This window comes from Rathayibacter sp. AY1C2, from assembly GCF_002931195.1.
In the GTDB taxonomy this organism is placed as follows: Bacteria; Actinomycetota; Actinomycetes; order Actinomycetales; family Microbacteriaceae; genus Rathayibacter.
In genome coordinates this window covers 180,961-201,654 of record NZ_PSWG01000002.1, presented here as the reverse complement: position 1 = coordinate 201,654, position 20,694 = coordinate 180,961, and the positions used below count along the sequence as shown (strand labels likewise).

Here is a 20,694-nt window from a genome sequence, read left to right as displayed (position 1 = left end):
CTGTGAGCGGTGAAACGAACTGGACTAGCCTGTCACGGGGATGAGCCCGAATCAAGAGTCCTGGATGGGATGTGCCTGTGACCGCTGACGCGAACGGGTCCCGCGGACCCCGCCCGACCGCCTCCCGGCCGCTCGGTCTGGTGGTGCTGATCGCGGTCCTGGCACTCGAGGCGCTCGCCGTCGCCGGGGTCGCGGCGTGGCTCGTGCTCGAGCTGCTGACGACCCGGGCCGACACGGTCGGCGGAGGGATCGCCATCGTCGTCCTCGCGCTGATCGCCGTGTGCTGGGCCGCCGCGACGACGCTCGGCGCCGTGCGACGGCGCGGCTGGATGCGCGCGTCGGCGCTGACGATCCAGCTGGTGATGACGGCCGTGGCGCTCGGCGCCTTCCAGGGCCAGTACGCCGTGCCCGACATCGGCTGGGCGCTGCTGGCGCCGGCCGTGGTGGCCGTCGTCGCGCTGTTCCTCCCGAGCGTGGTCGCCGCCACTCGTCGCGATCCGGCCGTGTAGCCGGACGGCTGGCGCGCCGCCGCTCGCGGGTGCGACGCTGGAGGGACCCCCTCCTCGACACGGAAGCGACGCGCATGGACTCCACCCGACTCGGCTCCAGCGGCCTGCAGATCTCCTCGATCGTCCTCGGCTGCATGAGCTTCGGCGCTCCCGACCGCGGGGCCCACGGCTGGAGCATGGGCGAGGAGGAGTCGCGGACCTTCCTCCGGCGGGCGCTGGAGCTCGGCATCACCACGTTCGACACGGCGGACGTCTACTCCGACGGCACGAGCGAGGAGTTCGTCGGCCGTGCGCTCGCGGACTTCGCGGTCCGCGAGGAGGTCGTGATCGCCACGAAGGTCCACGGGCGGATGCGCCCCGGCCCCAACGGCGGCGGCCTCTCGCGGCGGCACATCCTCAGCGCTATCGACGACAGCCTCCGGCGTCTCGGCACGGACTACGTCGACCTCTACCAGATCCACCGCTGGGACCCCGAGACGCCGATCGAGGAGACGATGGAGACCCTCCACGACGTCGTCCGCTCGGGCAGGGCGCGCTACATCGGCGCCTCGAGCATGTGGGCGTGGCAGTTCGCGAAGGCGCAGTACACCGCGGATCTGGGCGGCTGGACGCGGTTCGTCTCGATGCAGGACCAGTACAACCTGATCCATCGCGAGGACGAGCGCGAGCTGCACCCCTTCTGCGTCGACCAGGGAGTCGGCGTGATCCCGTGGTCGCCGCTCGCCCGGGGCCGGCTCACCCGCGACTGGGACGAGACCACGGCGCGCACCGAGACCGACGTCTTCGGCGGCACCCTCTACCGCCAGCAGGAGGAGGCCGACCGGCGGACCGTCGCGACCGTCGCACGCATCGCCGAGCAGCGCGGCGTGCCCCGTGCGCAGGTGGCGCTCGCCTGGGTCCGGCAGCAGGAGGCTGTCACCGCTCCGATCGTCGGAGCCACGAAGCTCCACCACCTCGACGACGCGGTCGCGTCGCTGGACGTGGAGCTGACCACCGACGAGCTGGAGGCGCTGGGCGCCGACTACGCGCCGCGCGCCAACGAGGGGTTCTGATCCGGCCGATGCGCCACCGCTGATCCGCCCGAGCGGTCTCCGCTATTCTTCCCCTCGAAGATGACGGAAGCTCGGATCGGGAGGCGGCATGGCGAGGAGTGCCGGGGATCCGTTGGGGGCGCGCTACCGCCTGCTCGAGCGGATCGGCTCGGGTGCCGCGGGCGAGGTGTGGCGCGTCGCCGACGCGCAGGGGCCGGACCGCGCGGCGAAGCTCCTCCGCGGTGAGCACGTGCACGACGCGGGCCTGGTCGAGCGGTTCGTCCGTGAGAGGTCGGTGCTCACCCGTCTGCGGCACCCGCACGTCGTGGAGGTGCTCGACCTCGTCGTGGAGGGGGAGACGCTCGGGATCGTGATGGAGCTCGTCGGCGGCGGATCGCTGCGGGAGCTGCTGCGGGACGAGGGCACCCTCCCGGCGGTCGATGCGCTGCCCGTGGCGGCCTCGATCCTCGACGCTCTCGCCGCCGCGCATGCGATCGGCACGGTCCACCGGGACGTGAAGCCCGACAACGTCCTGCTCGCGGAGGGTGCGGACGATGCGGGCTCCGCCGTCCGCGTCTCCGACTTCGGCATCGCTCACGTGGTCGCCGAGGGGCCGCGCGCGACGACGGGTGTCATCGGGACGCCGGAGTACCTCTCGCCCGAGATGCTCGCCACCGGAGCGGCCGGCCCGCCGAGCGACGTCTACTCGACGGGGATCCTGCTCTACGAGCTGCTGTGCGGCCGGACCCCGTTCGCCGGCCCCGGCGCCGACGTCGCGGTCGCCTACCGGCACGTCGCGATGCTCCCGCCGCCGCTGGATCTGCCGCCGCGGCTCGCGTCGCTCCTGGACCGGATGCTCGCGAAGGATCCGGCGTCGCGGCCGACGGCTGCGGAGGCGGCGGGGATCCTGCGACGCCTCTCCCCGGCGCTGGCCGGGCTGCCGGCGCTGCCGCTCGCGGCGGGCGCGGCGGAGTTCGAGGAGGCCGAGCGCCCGGGCACGGTCCTCCGCGGGATGGCGGTGGAGATGTCGTCGGAGCCGGTGGAGGAGGGGCCCGCTCCCGAGCTCGGCCCGTCGTCGCAGGCGACCGTGCTCCGCCCGGTGCCGCGCCGCGAGCTGCGCCTGGCGGAACGGCCGTTCGAGGCTCCTGCTCGGCGGGGGCGCGGCGGACGTCTGCGGATGATTCTCGCCGCCGTCGGCGCCGGCGTCCTGCTCATCGGGGCGGTGCTCCTCGCCGTCCAGCCGCGCGGCGGCGGAGCACGGGCCTCGGCACCGGATGCCGACCTGTCGGCCCGGCAGCAGGACCGGCCGCTGCCGACGGGCCTCGGAGTGACGCGATCGGCCACCTGGGACGCGGAGCGACGGGCCGTGGTCGTCGAGATCTCCTACTCCGCCCAGAGCGCGCCCCTCTCGGGGTCCTTCCTCGAGGTGCTGCCGGGCCCGGACGCCGCGGCGGCGTGCCCCGCGGCCAGCTGGTCCGGAGTGACGGCGGTGCGCAACCGGCCGAGCGTCACCGGAGTCGGGGTCGGCTGCGGTTGGAGCCTGACGGACCTGCACGTCCCGGCGCAGGGGATCGTCGACGTCACGGCGACCGTGCCGATCGCGGTGGCCGAGCAGAGCGCCCTGGACGGGTGGCTGGCGGCGGCAGCGTCTGCGACGGCACAGGCCGTGGCCGACCCTGCGGTCACCGGGACGGCGTATCCCGTGCAGCGGCTGCGGGATGTGCGCATCGAGACTCCCGCGCGGACGGTCGGCCGGACCCCGCTGCCGGTGACGCTGGTGCCGGTCTGGCCGAGCGGGGCCGACCCCGTGAACCCCCTGCTCGCGACGCCGTCGTCCGCGCCGGCGAGCAGCATGCTCGACGCGATCGCGGGCGGAGTGGAGGGCGTGCGGTTCAGCGACGGCTGCGGCGGCGCGGTCGCCGTGTCGTCCGACGGGCTGACGGTGACCGCCCTCACGGTGACTCCGTCCTGCGAGCTGCGCGCCCGAGTGGGCGCGTTCTCGGACCTCTCGAGCAGTCCCTTCGCGATCACCACTCGCGAGTGAGTCGACCTCCCGCGCCAGTGTCGAGCCGTCGACGCCACGCGAGCCGTCTGTGCTGTCTTGCCTTCTACCATGACGAGACATCCTCATGAGACGTTGGTGGAGTGGGGAGCGGTCGGGACGGTCCCGTCCGCAGGGGTAGAAAGGTGTGATCCATGTCACGTGTTCTCTCGACCGACGAGGCGAAGTCCGCGATCCAGCAGATCCAGTCGATCGTCAACGGCGGCCTCGCCGATCAGATCAGCCGGCTCGACGCACAGGGGCGGACACTGTCCGATCCGAACGTCTGGGACGGTCCGCTGGCCTCGCAGTTCCGCTCGTCGACCTGGCCGGAGACGAAGTCGGCCCTCGAGAAGGCCAAGCAGGAGCTCGAGGAGCTGCGCAGCCAGCTGGCGACGATCTCGCAGAACATCTTCGCCGCCGGCGGAGGGAGCTGACCGGCCGTCCCGCCCCTGCGTGCTCCGGCGAGCGGGGGCGGGACGTGCTCGTCGTCGCCGCGCTCCTTCCTCCGCGCACCTCCATCGGAGCGTCTCGGAGTGATCGGAGCGCTCTCGAGGAGGACGCGCCGATCGACTCGGTGGCGGAGGCGCGATCACCCGCCCGAGGGCGCTGATCAGCCGCCGTCCGCCGGCGTCGGCGAGACCGACTGCACGAAGTGGATCTCGCCGTCGAGGCTGACGAAGCCCCGGCCCACCGTGGGCGGGACGGGGAAGCGCCGCGGGATCTGCGCGCCGAGGAGAGTGCCGTCGTTGTCGATGTCGGGCTGGAGCAGCAGCACGGAGCGGGAGGCCGCCGCCTTCTTCGTCCAGTTCCCGAAATGGCTGCGGAGCTCGCTCGACCGGCCGGCCAGCACGACGCAGAGTCCCGGGCGACCCGACGAGACCAGCCTCATCAGCGCCTGGTCGGTGTCGTCCCAGCGTTCGGCGTCGTCGAGGAGGAGCAGCACGGGGCCCTCCTCCGTCGACAGCGACGCGAGGAGGGTGCAGAGCTCCTCCGCGCCCACGGCGAGTCGGTCGAGGTCGGCGCCCCTGAGCGGGGAGCGTCGATCGCACACTCCCCAGACGGCGACCGAGCCGGCGGCCCGCGCCGCCTCGGCCAGGGCGAGCAGCACGGTCGACTTGCCCGATCGAGCGGGTCCGGCGATGACGACGTGCTCGCCCTCGAAGACCTGGAACGCCAGCGGGGCGAGGTCCGACTCGCCGAGGCCGATCGGGAGCAGCCACGGCTCGCGATCGAAGCGGGCCTCGATCCCGAGTGCGCCCACAGCGACCCTGTCGGGAAGCGTGCCGACCGTGCTCGTCCTGCCGCGCGCATCCGGCCAGGCGGCCGCGAGCTCGGCGATCGCGTCGTCGAGACCGGCCCTCGGAGTCGCGACCTGCGTCTGCAGGAGCGACGAGGCGATGACGCAGCGCCCCGGCACCGCTGGCGGCGCCTGCACCGGCTTCACCCCGGCGGCGGCGTAGTCCTGCGGGTCGGCGAGGCGGAACAGCCACTTCTGCGTCGTGACCTCCTCCATCACCGAGGGGATCGCCCTCGCCCGGGTGCTCGTCACCGCGAAGTGCAGGCCGAGCTCCGGTCCGTCGGCGTAGGCGCGGGTGAACGCCTCCATCAGAGCCAGGCCCTCCCAGTCCTGGAACTCGTCCTTCAGAGTCGCGAGACCGTCGACGAGCACCAGCGCACGACGGTGGCCCCCGGGCGATGCTCGGCGCCGGCGCACCTCGTCGCGCAGGTGACGGAGGAACCGGGTCTGCTTCTCGTGGGATCCGGCACCTGCGCCGACGTAGGAGACGGTGTGCGGGAGTCGCGCGAGCGGGGCGGAGTCGCGGGAACCGGCAGCGAGGACGTAGAGGTCGAGCTCGTCCGGGGGGAAGTGGCGGGCGGCCGTCAGCGCGATCGACGCGAGCGCCGTGCTGGTGCCGCTGCCGGGGATGCCGATGAGGAGCAGGTTCCCCTCGCCCAGATCCCAGCCGGTCGGCGTCCGGCGCTGCCGGTCGGGGTCGTCCGAGAGTGCGACGTGCAGGACGTCGCCGACGACGCGACCGAGGTCGGACTCCTCCGCACCGAACCCGCTGAGGGCCATGGTGTCCTCGAGCGGCTCCGGCCAGATCGGGCGGGGAGGGCCGAAGCCCGAAGCGGCGTCCGCCTCGACCACCGCGTCGATCAGGAGGTCGAGATCGGTCGGGGCCGTCTCGTCGGCGGCGACCGGGGAGGGGCCCTCGACGGGGACGCCCGTGGGTCCGACCGGGCGGACCTCGATCGCCTCGACGGCCGACGCCTCCGCGCGACCGGTGACCAGCGCCGTCTGGACGGGCGAGATGTCGTTCTGGCCCCGCTTCACGTACGCTCGGCCGGTCTGGGAGCGGGAGATCCCGGCCGCGCTCGCGACTCCGATCACGTCGGCGGAGTCGTCCCGGCTCTGCACCCGGAGGGCGACGCGGAGGTTGGTGTTGGCGAGGATGTCGTCGTTCACCACTCCGGCCGGACGCTGGGTGGCGAGGATCATGTGCACGCCGAGCGTCCGGCCGACCGCGGCGACGCTCACGAGGGACGTCAGGACGTCGGGATGCTCCTTCGCGAGAACGGCGAACTCGTCGACGACGAGCAGGAGCCGCGGCATCGGCTCCGGCGGCGAGGTGGCCCAGTACGCGTCGAGGTCGTCGACACCCTCGCCGGCGGCGGCGAAGAGCCGCTGACGACGCCGCATCTCGGCCTGGAGCGAGCGCAGCGCGCGGTCGGCGAGCTGGGCGTCGAGGTTGCTGATGGTGCCGATCGTGTGCGGGAGCCGCTCGCAGGACGCGAACGCTGCACCCCCCTTGAAGTCGATGAGCACGAAGGTGAGGCGCGTCGGATCGTTCCAGGCCGCGAGGCCGGCCACGAAGGAGCGCAGGAACTCGCTCTTGCCCGAGCCCGTGGTGCCGCCGACCAGGCCGTGCGGGCCGTCGGCGACGAGATCGAGCACGAGCGGACCGTGCTCGGACGAGCCGACGGGCGCGCGCACGCCCCGGGCGCTCGACCACCACCCCCGGACGTCCGCGGCGGTCGGACGATCGGCGCCCAGGAGCGGCGGCAGCCGCACGAGCGCGGAGAGGGCCGCCCCCGCGGTGACGAGCTCCGGGTCCTCGAAGCGCGCCAGGTCGCGCGCACAGCGCTCGGCCGTGGAGGAGGCGAGACCGGCGAGCACCACGTCCTCGACGGTGATCCGCTCGTCGGGCCGGGAGAGGACCGCCGAGGCGTCCGCTCCGACCCGGACGACGACCGTGCAGGAGGCGGGGAGCTGCTCCTCCGACGCCGCGAGCACGAGGCCGGAGATCCGGGTCGCCGCCTCGCGCTCGCCGCGGCCGAGTCCGAGGAGTTCGCGCGCCGGAGCGGCGCGTCCCTCGGTCAGCACGTCGGAGTCGAGCACCAGGAGCACGCGCGGCGAGTCCTCCTCGCGGAGGGCGCGGAGGAGCTCGGAGCTGCGGTCGCGCCGGTCGGAGAGTCGGCGTCCGCCCCCGGGCAGACGCGTGTGGGGGAGCCAGGAGGCCCAGCTCCAGTCGGAGTCGCGTCGCCGGTCGCAGAACACCCCGATCGCCAGGTCGGCCGGACCGCAGTGGACCGCCGCCTGGCAGAGCAGGCTCCTCGCCAGAGCGAGGCCGCCCTCGCGGTCGCCGACGATCCCGACGACGCCCGAGTCCGCGAGATCGATGGACACGGGCGCGCTCGGGACGACGCTCACCGCCAGGATCGCGCGCACCTCCTCCTCGAGCCGCGGCACTCCGCGCTGATCGAGCGGGGGAGACCACGGGACGTCGCCGACGCCGATGTGCAGGCGGAGCACATCGGCGGAGGTCGCGCGCCGCTGCCACAGCGACGTGGCGGGCAGCGCCGCCCGGCGGATCGTCGTCGCCGGGTCGGGCGCGTCCTCCTCGAGGCGGGCCCGTTCGACACGCGCGGAACGGGCGATGTCGTCGCGGAGCGTCTGCAGCGCCTCGCCGTAGCGCTGCTCCTCGGACCGGGTCGCTCGGGCGTGCCGGTGCCGCTGCTCGAACCACAGGCCCACTCCGGCCACGGGGCTGAGCGCGGCGAAGAGGGCGTAGCGCGCATCGCCCATGATGAGGACCATCGCGAAGGCGAGGACGAGCGGCGCGGCGACGGTGATCACGCTGAAGGTCGTGGCGGAGGCGATCTCGAGGCGGGCCGGCGGGACGACCGCCTCGCCGGCCGCCGGACGTCCCGGTCGCGGCGGCCGGTTGAAGGGCACAGTCGCCGTCGCGGTGACGTTGTCCGTGCTCCCCGGCTCGGGCGCGAGGAGCTCGGGAGGCGCGGGGCGCAGTCGGAGAGCCGCCCCACCGGCGATCACGACCGCGGCGTCGGAGACGAGGACCCCGTCCCCCGTCGCGGAGACGCCGTCGACCAGAGTGCCGTTGGTGCTGTCGGCGTCGCGCACCCGCAGGCCGTCGCCCTCGCGGGTCACCGAGAAGTGCTCCCAGGAGGCGCTCGCCGTGTCGAGGACGACGTCGGCGTGCGGGGAGCGGCCCACGATCAGCGCACGGCCCCGAGGGATCTCGACCACGGCTCCCGCGCCGAGACCGCCCGACAGCACGGCCGTCCACCCGCGGGCCGCGGCAGGTCGGGGCAGGGGGGAGCGGGCGATCCGCGTCCCCTCGAGCAGCAGCAGATCGGCCAGCCGGGTCTCCACAGGGTGCAGGGCGGTGTCGACGGCGAGGGCCGTCCCGGGCGGGAGGCGGTGCCCGGTGGCGGTGGCGATCAGCTCGCCGAGTGTCGCGGAGTCGCGGTGGCGGCCGAGGTCGATGTCGGAGCGGGTGCCGTCGAGGTCGAGGAGGAGTCGCACCGGGGGCTCACGGTCGGGGCTGTCCGGCGAACCAGAGCAGCGGCGGGTCGGCGGGCCGCAGGCCGAGGCGCTGCGGCGAGGAGTGGAGGGGGAGTGCCGGGACGTCCAGAGCGTGCGCGGCGCCGAAGTCGAGCGGCGGACCGGCGAGCCCGTCCGCCGGTCCGATCGTGGATCCCCGGAGTGCGGCGGCGACCGCCGCGGGTTCTCTGCTGCCTGCGACGGCCGCGGCTCGCACCAGCGCCACGACGGCGTCGTGGCTGGGGGCGTCCGCGACCGCGGCGAGATCGCGGAACGCGCGGTCGCCGAGGAGGGTCGTCCGCGCGGCATCGTCGGCGGTCATCCGCACAGCCCCCAGGAACGCAGAGGCCGCGCGCCCGCGCTCGTCGCCGCGGAGAGCGACCGCGTCGCCGGAATCCGTGCCGATCGTCGTCAGATCTCCCGAGAGGGTGCCTCCGGCCGCGGCCAGGGCGGGAGCGAAGGCGGGGCTCAGCGCGTCGGGCGTGAGCAGGATCGGGACGGACGCCCCCGCCGCCTGCAGAGCGGCGACCGCCGTCGCCTGCGCCGCGGCGGGGCCGGACACGACGACGCGCTCGACCGCCAGCTCGCCCTCGAGGTGCGGGCGGGCGGCGGTGATGATCACGTCCGCGGTGGCGCCGGGATCGGCGGTCACCGTCGCGGCGGGCGAGAGACCGGTCGGGGTGCCTCCACCGGTGTCGACGAGGAGTACCCGGGCGCCTCCGCCGGCCTCCTCCACGAGTGCCGCGTCGGCCGAGGCGGTGTCGGGTCCGAGGGACCAGACGCCGTCGTCGGGCAGGGCGGGGCCGCCTCCGTACGGGAGGACGGCCGCTATCCCCGCGGCCCGAGCGGCGTCCACGGCCGCAGCGGTGTGGGTGCCGTGGGTCGCGAGGACGAGGCCGGACACGCCCTGCCCCGTCAGCTCCTCGACGGCGGCGCGGGCACCCTCGGGCGTCCCGTGGTCGTCGACGGCGACGAGACCGATCTCGCAGCCGCCCATCGCTGACCGGTGCGCGGCGACGACGGCGCCGTTCGCCGCGTCCTTCCATTCCGCGCCCTCGCCCGGAGCCGAGCTGAGCGAGACCACCACCCCGAGCGTCATCCGCTCGGGCACCCGGGCGCACGAGAAGCCGACCGGGAGAGCGGCGACCTCCGTCATCGGGGCGGACTGCGGGGGCAGGAGGGAGACGAGGGCACCGCTGACGCCGAGGAGGGCGACGGCGCCGCCGATCAGCATCGGGCTCCGTCGGGCGGTGCGGGGGTGCTGCGCCGCGCGCCTGCCCAGGCGGGTCATCGCTCGTCCCCGATCCGGAAGGAGTAGACCGTCCGGGTCCGCGTGCCCTCGGGCAGGTCGAGGTGGAACGCGGGAAGCTCATCCCCGGCGCGGAGGGAGGCCCGCTCCTGGGCCTGCGCCAGCAGGATGCCCGAGACGTCCTCGGATCGCACCGCGGCGTAGCCCCGTGCGCTCTGCGAGGCGAGGGCGAGCTGCACGTCGGCGGTGCCGACCTTCGCGGCACTCGTGGTCATCGATCCGAGCAGGCCGGAGCCGCCGACCGTCCGGTCGCCGAGGTCCAGGAGCACCTTGTGCAGATCGGCTGCGAGGAGCGCGGCGGCCGCGTCGGTGTCGCGGGTCGAGGCGTCGATCGTCGTCGCGATGCCGGCCAGGGAGGCGCGCGTCCGCTCGGAGACGGCCCCGCCGATCCGGGCCTCCGCGGTGCGGAGAGCCCGGTGCCCGGCGTCCACCGTCGCTGCACCGTCGGAGCGGATGCCGGAGGAGGCCGTGCGCAGGCTCGAGACCGACCGGTCGAACATCGCGACGACCGCGTCGGCGTCGGCGCCGGAGCGCGTCGAGATCCGCCGCACCTGCTCGTCGAGGAGTGCGGTGACCGCGGAGGCGGCGGCCGTGTCCGTCTCGGCGAACGCCTTCTGGATCGCCGGTGCGAGAGCGTCCTGCTGGGCGCCGAGAGCGTCGATGCGGGTGCCGAGGGCGTCGCGCTGAGCGGTCAGCGCGTCGACGCCGGTGCGGAGGGAGGCGAGCAGGCCGGTGAGGCGTGCGTCGTCCGAGCCGGCCGTCGCGCCGGCCTCGGCCATGCCGCTGCGGACCGTGGCGAGCGCGGCGCGCAGGGCGGCGAGGTCGGCACTCGCGCCGGTGCTGCCGACGGTGGAGGCGACGGCGGTCCACGCGTGGACCTGGTCGCTCAGCCGGTCGGCCAGGGGGGCCGGATAGCCGTCGGGGGCGTCGAGGCGGCCCGCGCCGGAGCAGGGCGTCGCGGTCAGGTAGGCGCGGAGCTCCTCGACGGAGCCCCGGGTCACCTCCACGGGTGCGCGCGTCGGGCGCCCGGTCGGCGTGGGTGCGGCAGCAGGGGACTGTGTCGCCGGCGACAGCTCGCAGAGCCGATCGGCCAGCTCCTGGTTCTGCGCCGACAGCGACCCCGTGCTGGTCGGCGTGCCGAGCTCGTCCAGGGCGGTCGTGGCGGCGGCGCCGACCGAGGCGACCGTCGTCTCCAGGCCCGCGGTGTCCGCGTCGAGCTCGTCCAGCGTCGCCGACAGGGCGGCGAGCGCCCGGGTGACGGATCCCTCCGGGTCGGCCAGGGTGTCCACCGAGGCCGACGCGGCGTCCACCCTGCTCGCGAGGGCGGCGAACCCGGCCTGCACGCCGTCCATCAGCTCCGGCTGCAGGGAGTCGACGAGGTCCTGCCCGCGATCGAGCATCCCGAGCAGCACGGTGTCGACGGCGGCTGCGGAGGCGGCGAGGGAGCAGGTCATCGAGGGTGCCGTGCAGGTCTCGGCGGAGGGCTGTGCCGGCCCCGCGGCAGCACGGAGAGCCGCGACGACCTCGTCGCGGCAGGACTCGGCCGCGGTCCCGTACGCGTCGAGCTCGGCCGTGAGCCGTAGCAGCTCCGAGTGGATCGAGCCGGTGCGGCCGCCGTCGACGGCGAGTCCGCATCCGCTGCCCGAGACCGTCGGCGGCGGCACCGCGGCCGATGTGTCGCCCAGCATGGCGTCCACCGCGTCGATCGCCTCGGACAGCTGCGCCAGCAGGCCGGACTCGGTGCCCGAGACCGTCGACGACAGCTGCGCCCGGAGCGCGCCGAGCTGCCCGGAGAGGCTCTGCATCGAGGCCGCCGTCGAGGCGGCGCCGGCCCGCAGCTCCTCGGCCGTGCGGACACCGAGAGTCTCGGAGGTCGCGTCGAGCGAGGCCCGCACCTCGGCGACGGTGGTGCCGGCCTGCGTCAGCAGGTCGTCCACCGCGGTGACGACCTCGATCGTGCGGCGCTCGAGGGCGAGCGGCGAGGCGTCGGAGGAGTCGAACGCGGCGCCCAGCGCCCCCTCGGTGGTCGGGTCGGTGCTCAGGCCGGGCTGGACCGCCAGGTCGAAGGCGGGGACGGCGAAGTCGGCGACGTCGGCGACGAGGGTCAGCGTCGCCGTCGCGCCACCGCCCGGGGGAGCGAGGAGAGCGGCCCACTGCACGACGGCGTCTCCGTGCTCGTCACGGCTGAGCACGCCGTTGGTGACGGCACCCGACTCGCTCTCAGTGACGACGCGACTCGGCGAGACGCCCGGCAGGACCGCGGAGGCTGCGATCGTCAGCGGAGCGCCGACGAGTGCACTGCGGCGGGCTGCACGACCGGCCGCGTCGAACGCGACCTCCTCGGGCCGGACCGTCAGGTTCTCCACCGCGAGCGAGATCTCGATCCGACCCGAGCGCCCGGCGAGGTCGGCCGGATCGGTGCCCGAGGCGTCGGCGGTGCGCCACGAGGGCCGGACACGGACCGGCAGGTCGGCGGCGACCTCGGGGGGATCGTAGACGGTGGTGGTCGCCGAGGTGTCGGACGGGTCGTCGCCGACGGCGAGGGCCGTCCCCTCGATCGCACGTACACCCCCGTCGGACGAGACGGCGACGGACACCGCCTGCAGCACCCTGGCGGCGGTGAGCGCCGGCTCCGGTGGCGTGCAGCCCGCCAGTACAGCGGCCACGACCGCGATCGCCGCTGCGGCCGTCGTCCTGCGAGCATTCGAGCGCACCCTGACCACCCCTCGTCCCGACGGGGCACCGGGCAGTGCCGCTCACGTCGACATGAGAGATGCTCGCAGATGAGCGGAACCCCGAGAGCCGGTGGCGCACGATGACCTGCACCGCGCGCCCCGGTGTCAGACGAGCTTCAGCTTCTTGCGGAGCGCCTGCACGTGCCCGGTCGCCCGGACGCCGTACTGCGCGAACTCGAGCGCTCCCTCGGCTCCGACGACGAACGTCGAGCGCAGCACGCCGACGACGGTCTTGCCGTAGAGGCTCTTCTCGCCCCACACCGCGTACGCGCGGTGCACGGTCATGTCGGGGTCGCTCAGCAGCGGGTACGCGATGCCCTGGGCGTCGGCCCAGCGGCGCAGCGCCTCCGGGGCGTCCCGCGAGATCCCGAGGACCTCGTAGCCGGAGTCGCGGAGGGACGCCGCGTTGTCGCGGAAGTCGCAGGCCTCCGTGGTGCAGCCGGGGGTGTCGGCCTCGGGGTAGAAGAACAGGATGACGCGCCGTCCGCGGTAGTCCGCGAGCGAGACGGGCTCGCCGTCCTGGTTCGGCAGCGTGAACTCCGGAGCGGAGTCGCCGGCGGCGAGGCGCGCCTCGGCGGGGAGGGGGGAGAGGTCGGTCATCGTCTGCTTCCGTCGGTCGTGGCGAAGGTGGTCAGGAGGCGCTGGAGCGAGTCGAGGCGCTCCGGTCCGCTGGCGCCCAGCAGTCCGCCCTCGACCGCCTCGATGATGGCGCAGTCGGGGGAGTCGGGCAGGTGCGTGCAGCCGCGCGGGCAGTCCCGGGCGATCACGGCGAGGGTCGTGAACGCACCGAGGATGTTGTCGGTGTTCACGTGGCCGAGTCCGAACGAGCGGACGCCGGGGGTGTCGATGACCCAGCCGTGCCGGTCGCCGCGCTCCACGCGGAGCGAGACGGTGGAGGACGAGGTGTGCCGACCGCGGCCCGTCACGGTGTTCACGCGCCCGATGGCCCGGTGCGCGTCCGGGACGAGCTTGTTCACGAGGGTGGACTTGCCGACTCCGGAGTGCCCGACGACCACGGTCTCGTGGCCGAGGAGGGCGTCGGCGATCTCGTCGACCGGCGGCTCGTCCTGGCTCGAGAGGAACACGCGGAGGTCGAGCCCCTCGAAGTTGCGGAGGAACGGTGCCGGGTCCGCGAGGTCGGTCTTGGTGATGCAGAGCATCGGAGTGATCCCGGCGTCGAAGGCGGCGACCAGGTAGCGGTCGACCAGCCGGGTCCGGGGCTCGGGGTCGGCGGCGGCCACCACGCAGAGCATCTGGTCGGCGTTGGCGACGATCACGCGCTCGATCGCGTCGGTGTCGTCGGCGCTGCGGCGGAGGAGGGTCGACCGCTCGCGGATGCGGACGATGCGGGCGAGCGTCCCCTCGTCGCCGCTGGAGTCCCCGACCACGTCGACGCGGTCGCCGGCCACGATCGCCTGGCGCCGCAGCTCGCGGGCCCGGGCCGCCGTGAACTCGTGCTCCTCGGGCGTCCCGTCGCCGATCATCACCGTGTAGCGACCCCGGTCGACGCCGAGCACCATCGCGATCTCGGCGTCCTCGTAGGCGGGCCTGTTCTTGGTCCGGGGCTTCGTGCCCTTCGGGTTCGGGCGCACCCGCGCGTCCGACTCGTCGTACCCGTCGAAGTCGTCGAGAGCACCGTCGGCGTCGAGGCCGCTGTCCGTCCACCACGACACGGGTCAGACCGATCCGGCGAGGGTCGTCCACAGCTCCGGGAACTGCGGGAGGGTCTTCGCTGTCGTCGCGACGTCCTCGATCACCACGCCGGGGACCACGAGGCCGATCAGAGCGCCGGCGTGGGCCATGCGGTGGTCGGAGTAGGTGCGCCAGCGGCCGCCGTGGAGCTCGGCCGGCTCGATGCGCAGACCGTCCTCGAGCTCCGTGACCCGGCCGCCGAGGCCGGTGATCTCGGCGGCGAGGGCGGCGAGGCGGTCCGTCTCGTGGTGGCGGATGTGGCCGATCCCGGTCAGGGTGCTGGGAGTGGAGGCCAGCGCGGCGAGGGCGGCGAGGGCGGGGGCGAGCTCGCCTCCCTCCGACAGGTCGAGGTCCACGCCCAGGATCTCGTCGCCGCCGGTGACCACGAGGTCCTCGCCGTCGCGCTCGACGCGGGCGCCGAACAGCGGCAGGATCCGCTCGAGGTGCGCCCCGACCTGCGTGGTGACGGCCGGCCAGTGGCGAAGCCGGACGCGGCCGCCCGTGACGAGGGCCGCAGCGAGGAACGGCGCGGCGTTCGAGAGGTCGGGCTCGATCAGCACGTCGGCGCCGGCGATGGGCTGCGGCGCGACGGTCCACTCGCCGTCGGCGGGCGTGCCGACCTCGACGCCCCGTGCCGCCAGTGCGGCGACGGTCATGTCGATGTGGGGCCGGGAGGGGACGGCGCTGCCCTCGTGGCGCAGGTGCAGTCCCTCCTCGAAGCGGGCGCCGGCCAGCAGGAGCGCCGAGACGAACTGGCTCGACCGCGAGGCGTCGACGACGACGTCGCCGCCCCGGACGGCCCCGGAGCCGTGGACGGTGAAGGGGAGCGCGCCGCGGCCGTCATCGGCGACGTCCACGCCGAGCGCGCGGAGGGAGGCGATCGTCGCCCCCATCGGCCGCTTCGCCGCGTACGCGTCGCCGTCGAAGGTGGTGGGGCCGAGCGCGAGGCCGGCCAGCGGCGGGACGAAGCGCATCACGGTGCCCGCGAGCCCGCAGTCGATCGTCGTCGAGCCGAGCAGCTCCTCCGCGGGCTCCACGACCAGGTCGGCGCCGAAGCCGCCGGTCGAGCCGGACTCCCGGATCGTGGTGCCGAGCGAGCGCAGCGCCTCGACCATCAGGGCGCTGTCGCGGGAGTGCAGCGGCGCCCGCAGCGTGGAGGGCCCGTCGGCCAGAGCAGCGAGCACCAGCTCCCGGTTGGTCAGCGACTTGGAGCCGGGCAGGCCGACCTCGGCGTCGAGAGCGCCGGCCGCGAGGGGTGCGGGCCAGGCGTCGTCGCCGGGGAGCGCACGGGCGTCGCCGTACGGATCGAACTCGGGGGCGGAATAACGCGAGAAGACCATCGGTTGTCAGGATAGTCGGCGCGCAGGGCGTCGTCAGGAGCGTGACGGAGGCGGAGCATGACGGCAGCACCCCCGGTCCTCCGGAGCAGCAGGCCCGTCGCCCGGAGGCGCCCTCGCGCCGCAACCCCGGTCGTCCGCCGCGCCGCCGCTCTAGAATCGCTCGTGATGACTCGCGACGACGAACCCCGCACCACCCCCGCCGACGAGGCTCCCGAGCCCGCCGACGCGGAGCAGACGATCGTGGAGACCGTCGAGGAGTCGCTGGACGACGCCCCGGTCGAGGCTCCCGTCGATCTCCGCTCCCTCTTCGAGCAGCAGGCGCTGCCCTTCATCGACCAGCTCTACGCGGCCGGTCTGCGGATGACGAAGAACCCCTCCGACGCGCAGGACCTCGTACAGGAGACGTTCGCGAAGGCGTTCGGCGCGTTCCGCCAGTTCGAGCAGGGCACCAACCTGAAGGCCTGGCTCTACCGCATCCTCACGAACACGTTCATCAACTCGTACCGAAAGAAGCAGCGCGAGCCCTACCAGAGCGCGATCGACGAGCTCGAGGACTGGCAGCTGGGCGGCGCCGAGTCGACCACGGCCACCTCCAGCCGCTCGGCCGAGGCGGAGGCGATCGACCACCTCCCCGACACCGCGGTGAAGGAGGCGCTCCAGGCGATCCCGGAGGACTTCCGGCTCGCCGTCTACTTCGCCGATGTCGAAGGCTTCTCCTACCAGGAGATCGCGGACATCATGAAGACCCCCGTCGGGACCGTCATGAGCCGGCTGCACCGCGGCCGGCGCATGCTGCGCGAACGACTCACCGACTACGCACGCGAGCGCGGATTCCGCGCCGCATTCACTTCCGGGAGCACGAAATGACCGACAGCGGCTGCACGAAGGCGAAGGCCGAGCTCGAGGAGTACCTCCACAACGAGCTGTGCAAGGAGGACGCCGCCGACATCCGCGAGCACATGGCGGGATGCGTCGACTGCGCCGACGAGGCGAAGGTCGGCGTGGTTCTGACGGTCGCCGTGCAGCGTGCGTGCAAGGAGACGGCGCCGGAGGACCTCCGCGCCCAGGTGCTCGGCATGCTCCGCGACGAGCACGCCGCGCACTCCCAGGCGCCCGCCCGCCTCTAGGCGCCGCACGACCCGGGGAGCCCCGGCCGTTCGAGACCTCCCGCGCACCGCGGGCCCTCGAAGGGCCGGGGCTCCGTCGTGTCCGGCGGCCTCCGGTCGCCGCGGCACCCGCACGTCGCGAGCGCTCCTGCCGGTCTCTGCGGGCCTGCGGTCAGGCACGGTCCGCCCGCAACGCGACGGGCCCGCCGGAACACGAGGTTCCGACGGGCCCGACCGCGTCGTGCGGACTGCGGGTCAGCGGGTGAGCGCCCGCGACAGCAGGTCGGCCTGCTCGGAGGCGTGCCGCTTGGCCGAGCCGGCCGCGGGGGAGGCCGCGGACGGGCGCGAGACCACGCGCATGGACCGGCCCAGCTTCGGAGCGACCTCGAGGGCCATGAACGGCCAGGCGCCCTGGTTCTCGGGCTCGTCCTGCACCCAGACGAGCTCCGCGTCCGGGTATCGCTCGGCGATGCCGCGCAGCTCCTCGATCGGCGCCGGGTAGTACTGCTCGACCCGCACCAGCGCGATGCCGTCGTCGGGCTTCTTCTCGAGCTCCGCCTTGAGGTCGTAGTGGACCTTGCCGGCGTGGAGCAGGACGCGCTTCACGGCGGAGGCGTCCTGGATCCGCGCGTCGTCGATCACCGGCTGGAAGCGGCCCGAGGTGAAGTCCTCGACCGGGCTCGAGGCTCCGCGCAGGCGCAGCATCGCCTTCGGGGTGAAGACGATCAGCGGTCGGCGGGGCCGGGAGTAGGCCTGGCGGCGCAGCAGGTGGAAGTAGGACGCCGGCGTCGACGGGCGCGCGACGGTCATGTTCCGCTCCGCGCACATCTGCAGGTAGCGCTCGATCCGAGCCGACGAGTGGTCGGGGCCCTGGCCCTCGTAGCCGTGCGGGAGCAGGAGAACGAGCGACGAGCGCTGCCCCCACTTCTGCTCGGCGGAGGAGATGAACTCGTCGATCACGATCTGGGCGCCGTTCGCGAAGTCGCCGAACTGCGCCTCCCACAGCACGAGCGAGTCGGGCCGCTCCACCGAGTAGCCGTACTCGAACGCCATCGCCGCGTACTCCGAGAGCAGCGAGTCGTAGATCCAGAGCCGGGCCTGCTGCTCGGACAGGTTCATCAGCGGCAGCCACTCCTGGCCGTTCTCGCGGTCGTGGAGGACAGCGTGGCGCTGGACGAAGGTCCCGCGGCGCGTGTCCTGGCCGACGAGGCGCACCGGGGTGTCCTCGAGCAGCAGCGAGCCGAGCGCGAGCAGCTCGCCGAAGGCCCAGTCGATGGAGCCGGAGCGGCTCATCTCCTGGCGCTTCGCCAGCAGCTGCTGGAGCTTGGGGTGCACGGTGAAGCCCTCGGGCGGCGTCGTGAACGCGTCGCCGATGCGGGTGACGACCTCGGTCTTCACGCCGGTCACCTCGGGCTCGCCCGGGTAGTCCTCGCCCTGCTGCGCGTCGGGCAGCTCGAGGTCGGCCACGGAGTCGCCGTCGGCGGTGATCACGGGGATCGCGCCGGTCTGCGCGGCGTGGGTCTCGGCGAACGCGCGCTCCAGGCGGTCCTGGAAGTCCTGGTGGGCGCGGTCGTACTCCTCCTCGGTGATGTCGCCGCGGCCGACGAGCGCCTCGGTGTACAGCTTGCGGACCGAGCGCTTGGCCTCGATCAGGCTGTACATCAGCGGCTGGGTCATCGAGGGGTCGTCGCCCTCGTTGTGCCCGCGCCGGCGGTAGCAGATCAGGTCGATGACCACGTCGCGGTGGAACCGCTGGCGGTACTCGAACGCGAGCTGCCCGACGTGGACGACCGCCTCGGGGTCGTCGCCGTTCACGTGGAAGATCGGCGCCTGGATCGTCTTCGCGCCGTCGGTCGAGTAGATCGAGGTGCGGGCCTCGTGAGGGGGAGTCGTGAACCCGACCTGGTTGTTGATGTTGATGTGGATCGTGCCGCCGGTGCGGTACGCGCGCAGCTGCGACATCTGCAGGGTCTCGACCACCACGCCCTGGCCCGCCATCGCGGCGTCGCCGTGCACGAGGATCGGCAGCGTGGTGAAGGTGCCGATGGGCTTGCGGTCCTGCTTGGCGCGGACGATGCCCTCGAGCACGCCGTTCACGGCCTCGAGGTGCGAGGGGTTCGCCGCCAGGTAGACCGGGATCTCCTCGCCCGCGGCGCCGCGGAAGGTGCCCTCGGTGCCGAGGTGGTACTTCACGTCTCCGGAGCCCTGGACCGTGCGCGGGTCCTGGGTGCCCTCGAACTCGCGGAAGATCTGGCCGTAGGTCTTGCCGGCGATGTTGGTCAGCACGTTCAGGCGGCCGCGGTGGGCCATGCCGATCGCGACCTCGTCGAGGTGCTCGTCGGCCGCGCCCTGCAGGACGGCGTCGAGCAGCGCGATGAGCGACTCCCCGCCCTCGAGCGAGAAGCGCTTCTGGCCCACGTACTTGGTCTGCAGGAAGGTCTCGAAGGCCTCGGCCTCGTTGAGCTTGCCCAGGATGCGCAGCTGCTCGTCGTGGCCCGGCTTCTCGTAGCCGCGCTCGAGCTTCTGCTGCATCCAGGCGCGCTGCTCCGGGTCCTGGATGTGCATGTACTCGACGCCGACGGTGCGGCAGTACGAGTCGCGGAGGATCCCGAGGATGTCGCGCAGCTTGAGCTGGCGCTTGCCGCCGAAGCCGTCCGTGACGAACTCGCGGTCGAGGTCCCAGAAGGTGAGGCCGTGGCTCTCGATGGCGAGGTCGGGGTGCGAGCGCTGCACGTACTCCAGCGGGTCGACGTCGGCCATCAGGTGCCCGCGGACGCGGAACGAGTTGATGAGCTCCTGCACGCGGGCGGTCTTGGAGACGCGCTCGGCGAGGTCGACGGCGATGTCCGTCGACCAGTGGATCGGGTCGTAGGGGATGCGCAGCGCGGCGAAGATGTCCTCGTAGAAGCCGCGGCCGCCGAGCAGGAGCTCGTGCACGATCTTGAGGAACTCGCCCGATCCGGCGCCCTGGATGACGCGGTGGTCGTAGGTCGAGGTCAGGGTGATGGTCTTGCCGATGCCCAGCTCGACCAGCGTCTTCTCGGACGCGCCCTGGAACTCCGCCGGGTACTCGAGGGCGCCGGCTCCGATGATGCAGCCCTGGCCCTTCATCAGGCGGGGGACGGAGTGCACCGTGCCGATGCCGCCGGGGTTCGTCAGCGAGAGCGTGGTGCCCGCGAAGTCGCCGGCGACGAGCTTGTTGCCGCGCGCACGCTTGACCAGGTCCTCGTAGGCCGAGAGGTAGGCCGTGAAGCTCAGCGTGTCGGCGCGCTTGATGCTCGGCACGAGCAGGGCGCGCGTGCCGTCGGGCTTGGGCATGTCGATCGCGATGCCGAGGTTGACGTGCGCCGGGGCGACGACCGCGGGCTTGCCGTCGACCTCGTCGTAGAACACGTTCTGGCTCGGGAAGTCCTTGAGCGCGCGGATGAGCGCCCAGCCGATCAGGTGCGTGAACGAGACCTTGCCACCGCGGGTGCGGCGCAGGTGGTTGTTGATGACGATGCGGTTGTCGATCATCAGCTTCGCCGGGATCGTGCGGACGCTCGTCGCGGTGGGGATGGTGAGGCTGGCGTCCATGTTGGTCGCGAGGCTCTTCGCCATGCCGCGGAGCGGGGTGACGACGTCCTCGTCCGGCGTCGAGTCCTCGGCGGAGGGCTTGCTCACCGGAGCGTCGGCCGGGATCGGCTGCGCCTTCGGCTGCTTCGACGTGGTGCGGGAGGCGGGGGTCGACTCGGAGGAGGAGGCCGCGGCGGGATGGGTCACGGCGCCTCCGCCGCTCGACGAGACGCGCTCGGCGGCAGCGGCGGGCTTCGAGGCGGCGGGCGCGGGGGTCGCGGCGGGAGCCGGAGCCGGAGCGTCCTTGCCGGAGTTCGCGAGCTGGGCGCCGTAGCGCTCCAGGATGGGCCACCAGGACTCGTCCACCGAGGCGCGGTCGGCGCTGTACTGCTCGTACAGCTCCTCCACGAGCCACTCGTTGGCTCCGAAGTCCTCCGCGCCCTGCTCTGTTCCTGCTCCGGTCAACTGGCTCGACACAGCCGATCGCCCACTCTCTCCGTTGATTCGTCCTCGATCATCCGGACGGG

Annotated in this window: 13 protein-coding genes; 6 read left to right on the top strand and 7 right to left on the bottom strand. The window is 73.6% G+C overall.

Annotated elements, in window-relative coordinates; all coding sequences use genetic code 11:
* Positions 1-77 precede the first annotated feature (77 nt).
* The 4 genes from C5C55_RS02520 (at position 78) to C5C55_RS02505 (ending at position 4,018) form a co-directional block, all read left to right on the top strand.
* Complete coding sequence (locus tag C5C55_RS02520) at positions 78-509, top strand: hypothetical protein (protein ID WP_104232794.1); 432 nt, start codon at positions 78-80, stop codon at positions 507-509.
* Between the two features lie 74 nt (positions 510-583).
* Entirely contained in the window at positions 584-1,561 is a 978-nt protein-coding gene (locus C5C55_RS02515) for an aldo/keto reductase (RefSeq protein ID WP_104232793.1), read from the top strand.
* Between the two features lie 88 nt (positions 1,562-1,649).
* Positions 1,650-3,584, top strand: a complete 1,935-nt coding sequence (locus tag C5C55_RS02510; RefSeq protein ID WP_104232792.1) for a serine/threonine-protein kinase — start codon at positions 1,650-1,652, stop codon at positions 3,582-3,584.
* 152 nt (positions 3,585-3,736) lie between these two features.
* On the top strand, positions 3,737-4,018 hold the full coding sequence (locus tag C5C55_RS02505; protein WP_104224124.1) for a pyrophosphorylase: 282 nt from the start codon (positions 3,737-3,739) through the stop codon (positions 4,016-4,018).
* A 176-nt stretch (positions 4,019-4,194) separates the two neighbouring features.
* Here the strand turns inward: C5C55_RS02505 and C5C55_RS02500 are convergent, their stop codons facing one another.
* The 6 genes from C5C55_RS02500 to aroA form a co-directional block, all read right to left on the bottom strand.
* Positions 4,195-8,412 (bottom strand): FtsK/SpoIIIE domain-containing protein, encoded by a 4,218-nt coding sequence (locus C5C55_RS02500; protein WP_104232791.1) that lies wholly within the window; start codon positions 8,410-8,412, stop codon positions 4,195-4,197.
* Positions 8,413-8,419: 7 nt separating this feature from the next.
* Positions 8,420-9,721, bottom strand: a complete 1,302-nt coding sequence (locus tag C5C55_RS02495) for an ABC transporter substrate-binding protein (RefSeq protein ID WP_104232790.1) — start codon at positions 9,719-9,721, stop codon at positions 8,420-8,422.
* Positions 9,718-12,453 (bottom strand): hypothetical protein, encoded by a 2,736-nt coding sequence (locus C5C55_RS02490; protein ID WP_146080875.1) that lies wholly within the window; start codon positions 12,451-12,453, stop codon positions 9,718-9,720. Before C5C55_RS02490 ends, C5C55_RS02495 begins: the two co-directional genes overlap by 4 nt.
* Before the next feature lie 126 nt (positions 12,454-12,579).
* A complete protein-coding gene (gene bcp / locus C5C55_RS02485) occupies positions 12,580-13,074 on the bottom strand; it encodes a thioredoxin-dependent thiol peroxidase (protein WP_104232788.1) in 495 nt (164 codons plus the stop codon).
* A complete protein-coding gene (rsgA, locus tag C5C55_RS02480) occupies positions 13,071-14,147 on the bottom strand; it encodes a ribosome small subunit-dependent GTPase A (RefSeq protein WP_104224119.1) in 1,077 nt (358 codons plus the stop codon). Before rsgA ends, bcp begins: the two co-directional genes overlap by 4 nt.
* A gap of 3 nt (positions 14,148-14,150) precedes the next feature.
* Positions 14,151-15,506, bottom strand: a complete 1,356-nt coding sequence (gene aroA, locus C5C55_RS02475) for a 3-phosphoshikimate 1-carboxyvinyltransferase (RefSeq protein WP_104232787.1) — start codon at positions 15,504-15,506, stop codon at positions 14,151-14,153.
* A 165-nt stretch (positions 15,507-15,671) separates the two neighbouring features.
* Here aroA and C5C55_RS02470 point away from each other — a divergent pair, with 165 nt between their 5' ends.
* Together C5C55_RS02470 and C5C55_RS02465 are read left to right on the top strand one after the other, a co-directional pair.
* Complete coding sequence (locus C5C55_RS02470; protein WP_104224117.1) at positions 15,672-16,373, top strand: sigma-70 family RNA polymerase sigma factor; 702 nt, start codon at positions 15,672-15,674, stop codon at positions 16,371-16,373.
* Positions 16,370-16,633 carry a zf-HC2 domain-containing protein gene (locus C5C55_RS02465; protein ID WP_104224116.1) on the top strand — a complete coding sequence of 88 codons (264 nt, stop codon included), beginning with the start codon at positions 16,370-16,372 and terminating at the stop codon, positions 16,631-16,633. Before C5C55_RS02470 ends, C5C55_RS02465 begins: the two co-directional genes overlap by 4 nt.
* Positions 16,634-16,867: 234 nt before the next feature.
* Here C5C55_RS02465 and C5C55_RS02460 read toward each other — a convergent pair whose 3' ends face one another.
* Complete coding sequence (locus C5C55_RS02460) at positions 16,868-20,644, bottom strand: multifunctional oxoglutarate decarboxylase/oxoglutarate dehydrogenase thiamine pyrophosphate-binding subunit/dihydrolipoyllysine-residue succinyltransferase subunit (RefSeq protein WP_181067737.1); 3,777 nt, start codon at positions 20,642-20,644, stop codon at positions 16,868-16,870.
* Positions 20,645-20,694: the final 50 nt, after the last annotated feature.

Coding starts and splice junctions, on each gene's coding strand:
- C5C55_RS02465 (WP_104224116.1), top strand. CDS start 16,370: ATGACCGACAGCGGCTGCACGAAGGCGAAGGCCGAGCTCGAGGAGTAC.
- C5C55_RS02470 (WP_104224117.1), top strand. CDS start 15,672: ATGACTCGCGACGACGAACCCCGCACCACCCCCGCCGACGAGGCTCCC.
- aroA (WP_104232787.1), bottom strand. CDS start 15,506: ATGGTCTTCTCGCGTTATTCCGCCCCCGAGTTCGATCCGTACGGCGAC.
- bcp (WP_104232788.1), bottom strand. CDS start 13,074: ATGACCGACCTCTCCCCCCTCCCCGCCGAGGCGCGCCTCGCCGCCGGC.
- C5C55_RS02515 (WP_104232793.1), top strand. CDS start 584: ATGGACTCCACCCGACTCGGCTCCAGCGGCCTGCAGATCTCCTCGATC.
- C5C55_RS02495 (WP_104232790.1), bottom strand. CDS start 9,721: ATGACCCGCCTGGGCAGGCGCGCGGCGCAGCACCCCCGCACCGCCCGA.
- C5C55_RS02505 (WP_104224124.1), top strand. CDS start 3,737: ATGTCACGTGTTCTCTCGACCGACGAGGCGAAGTCCGCGATCCAGCAG.
- C5C55_RS02510 (WP_104232792.1), top strand. CDS start 1,650: ATGGCGAGGAGTGCCGGGGATCCGTTGGGGGCGCGCTACCGCCTGCTC.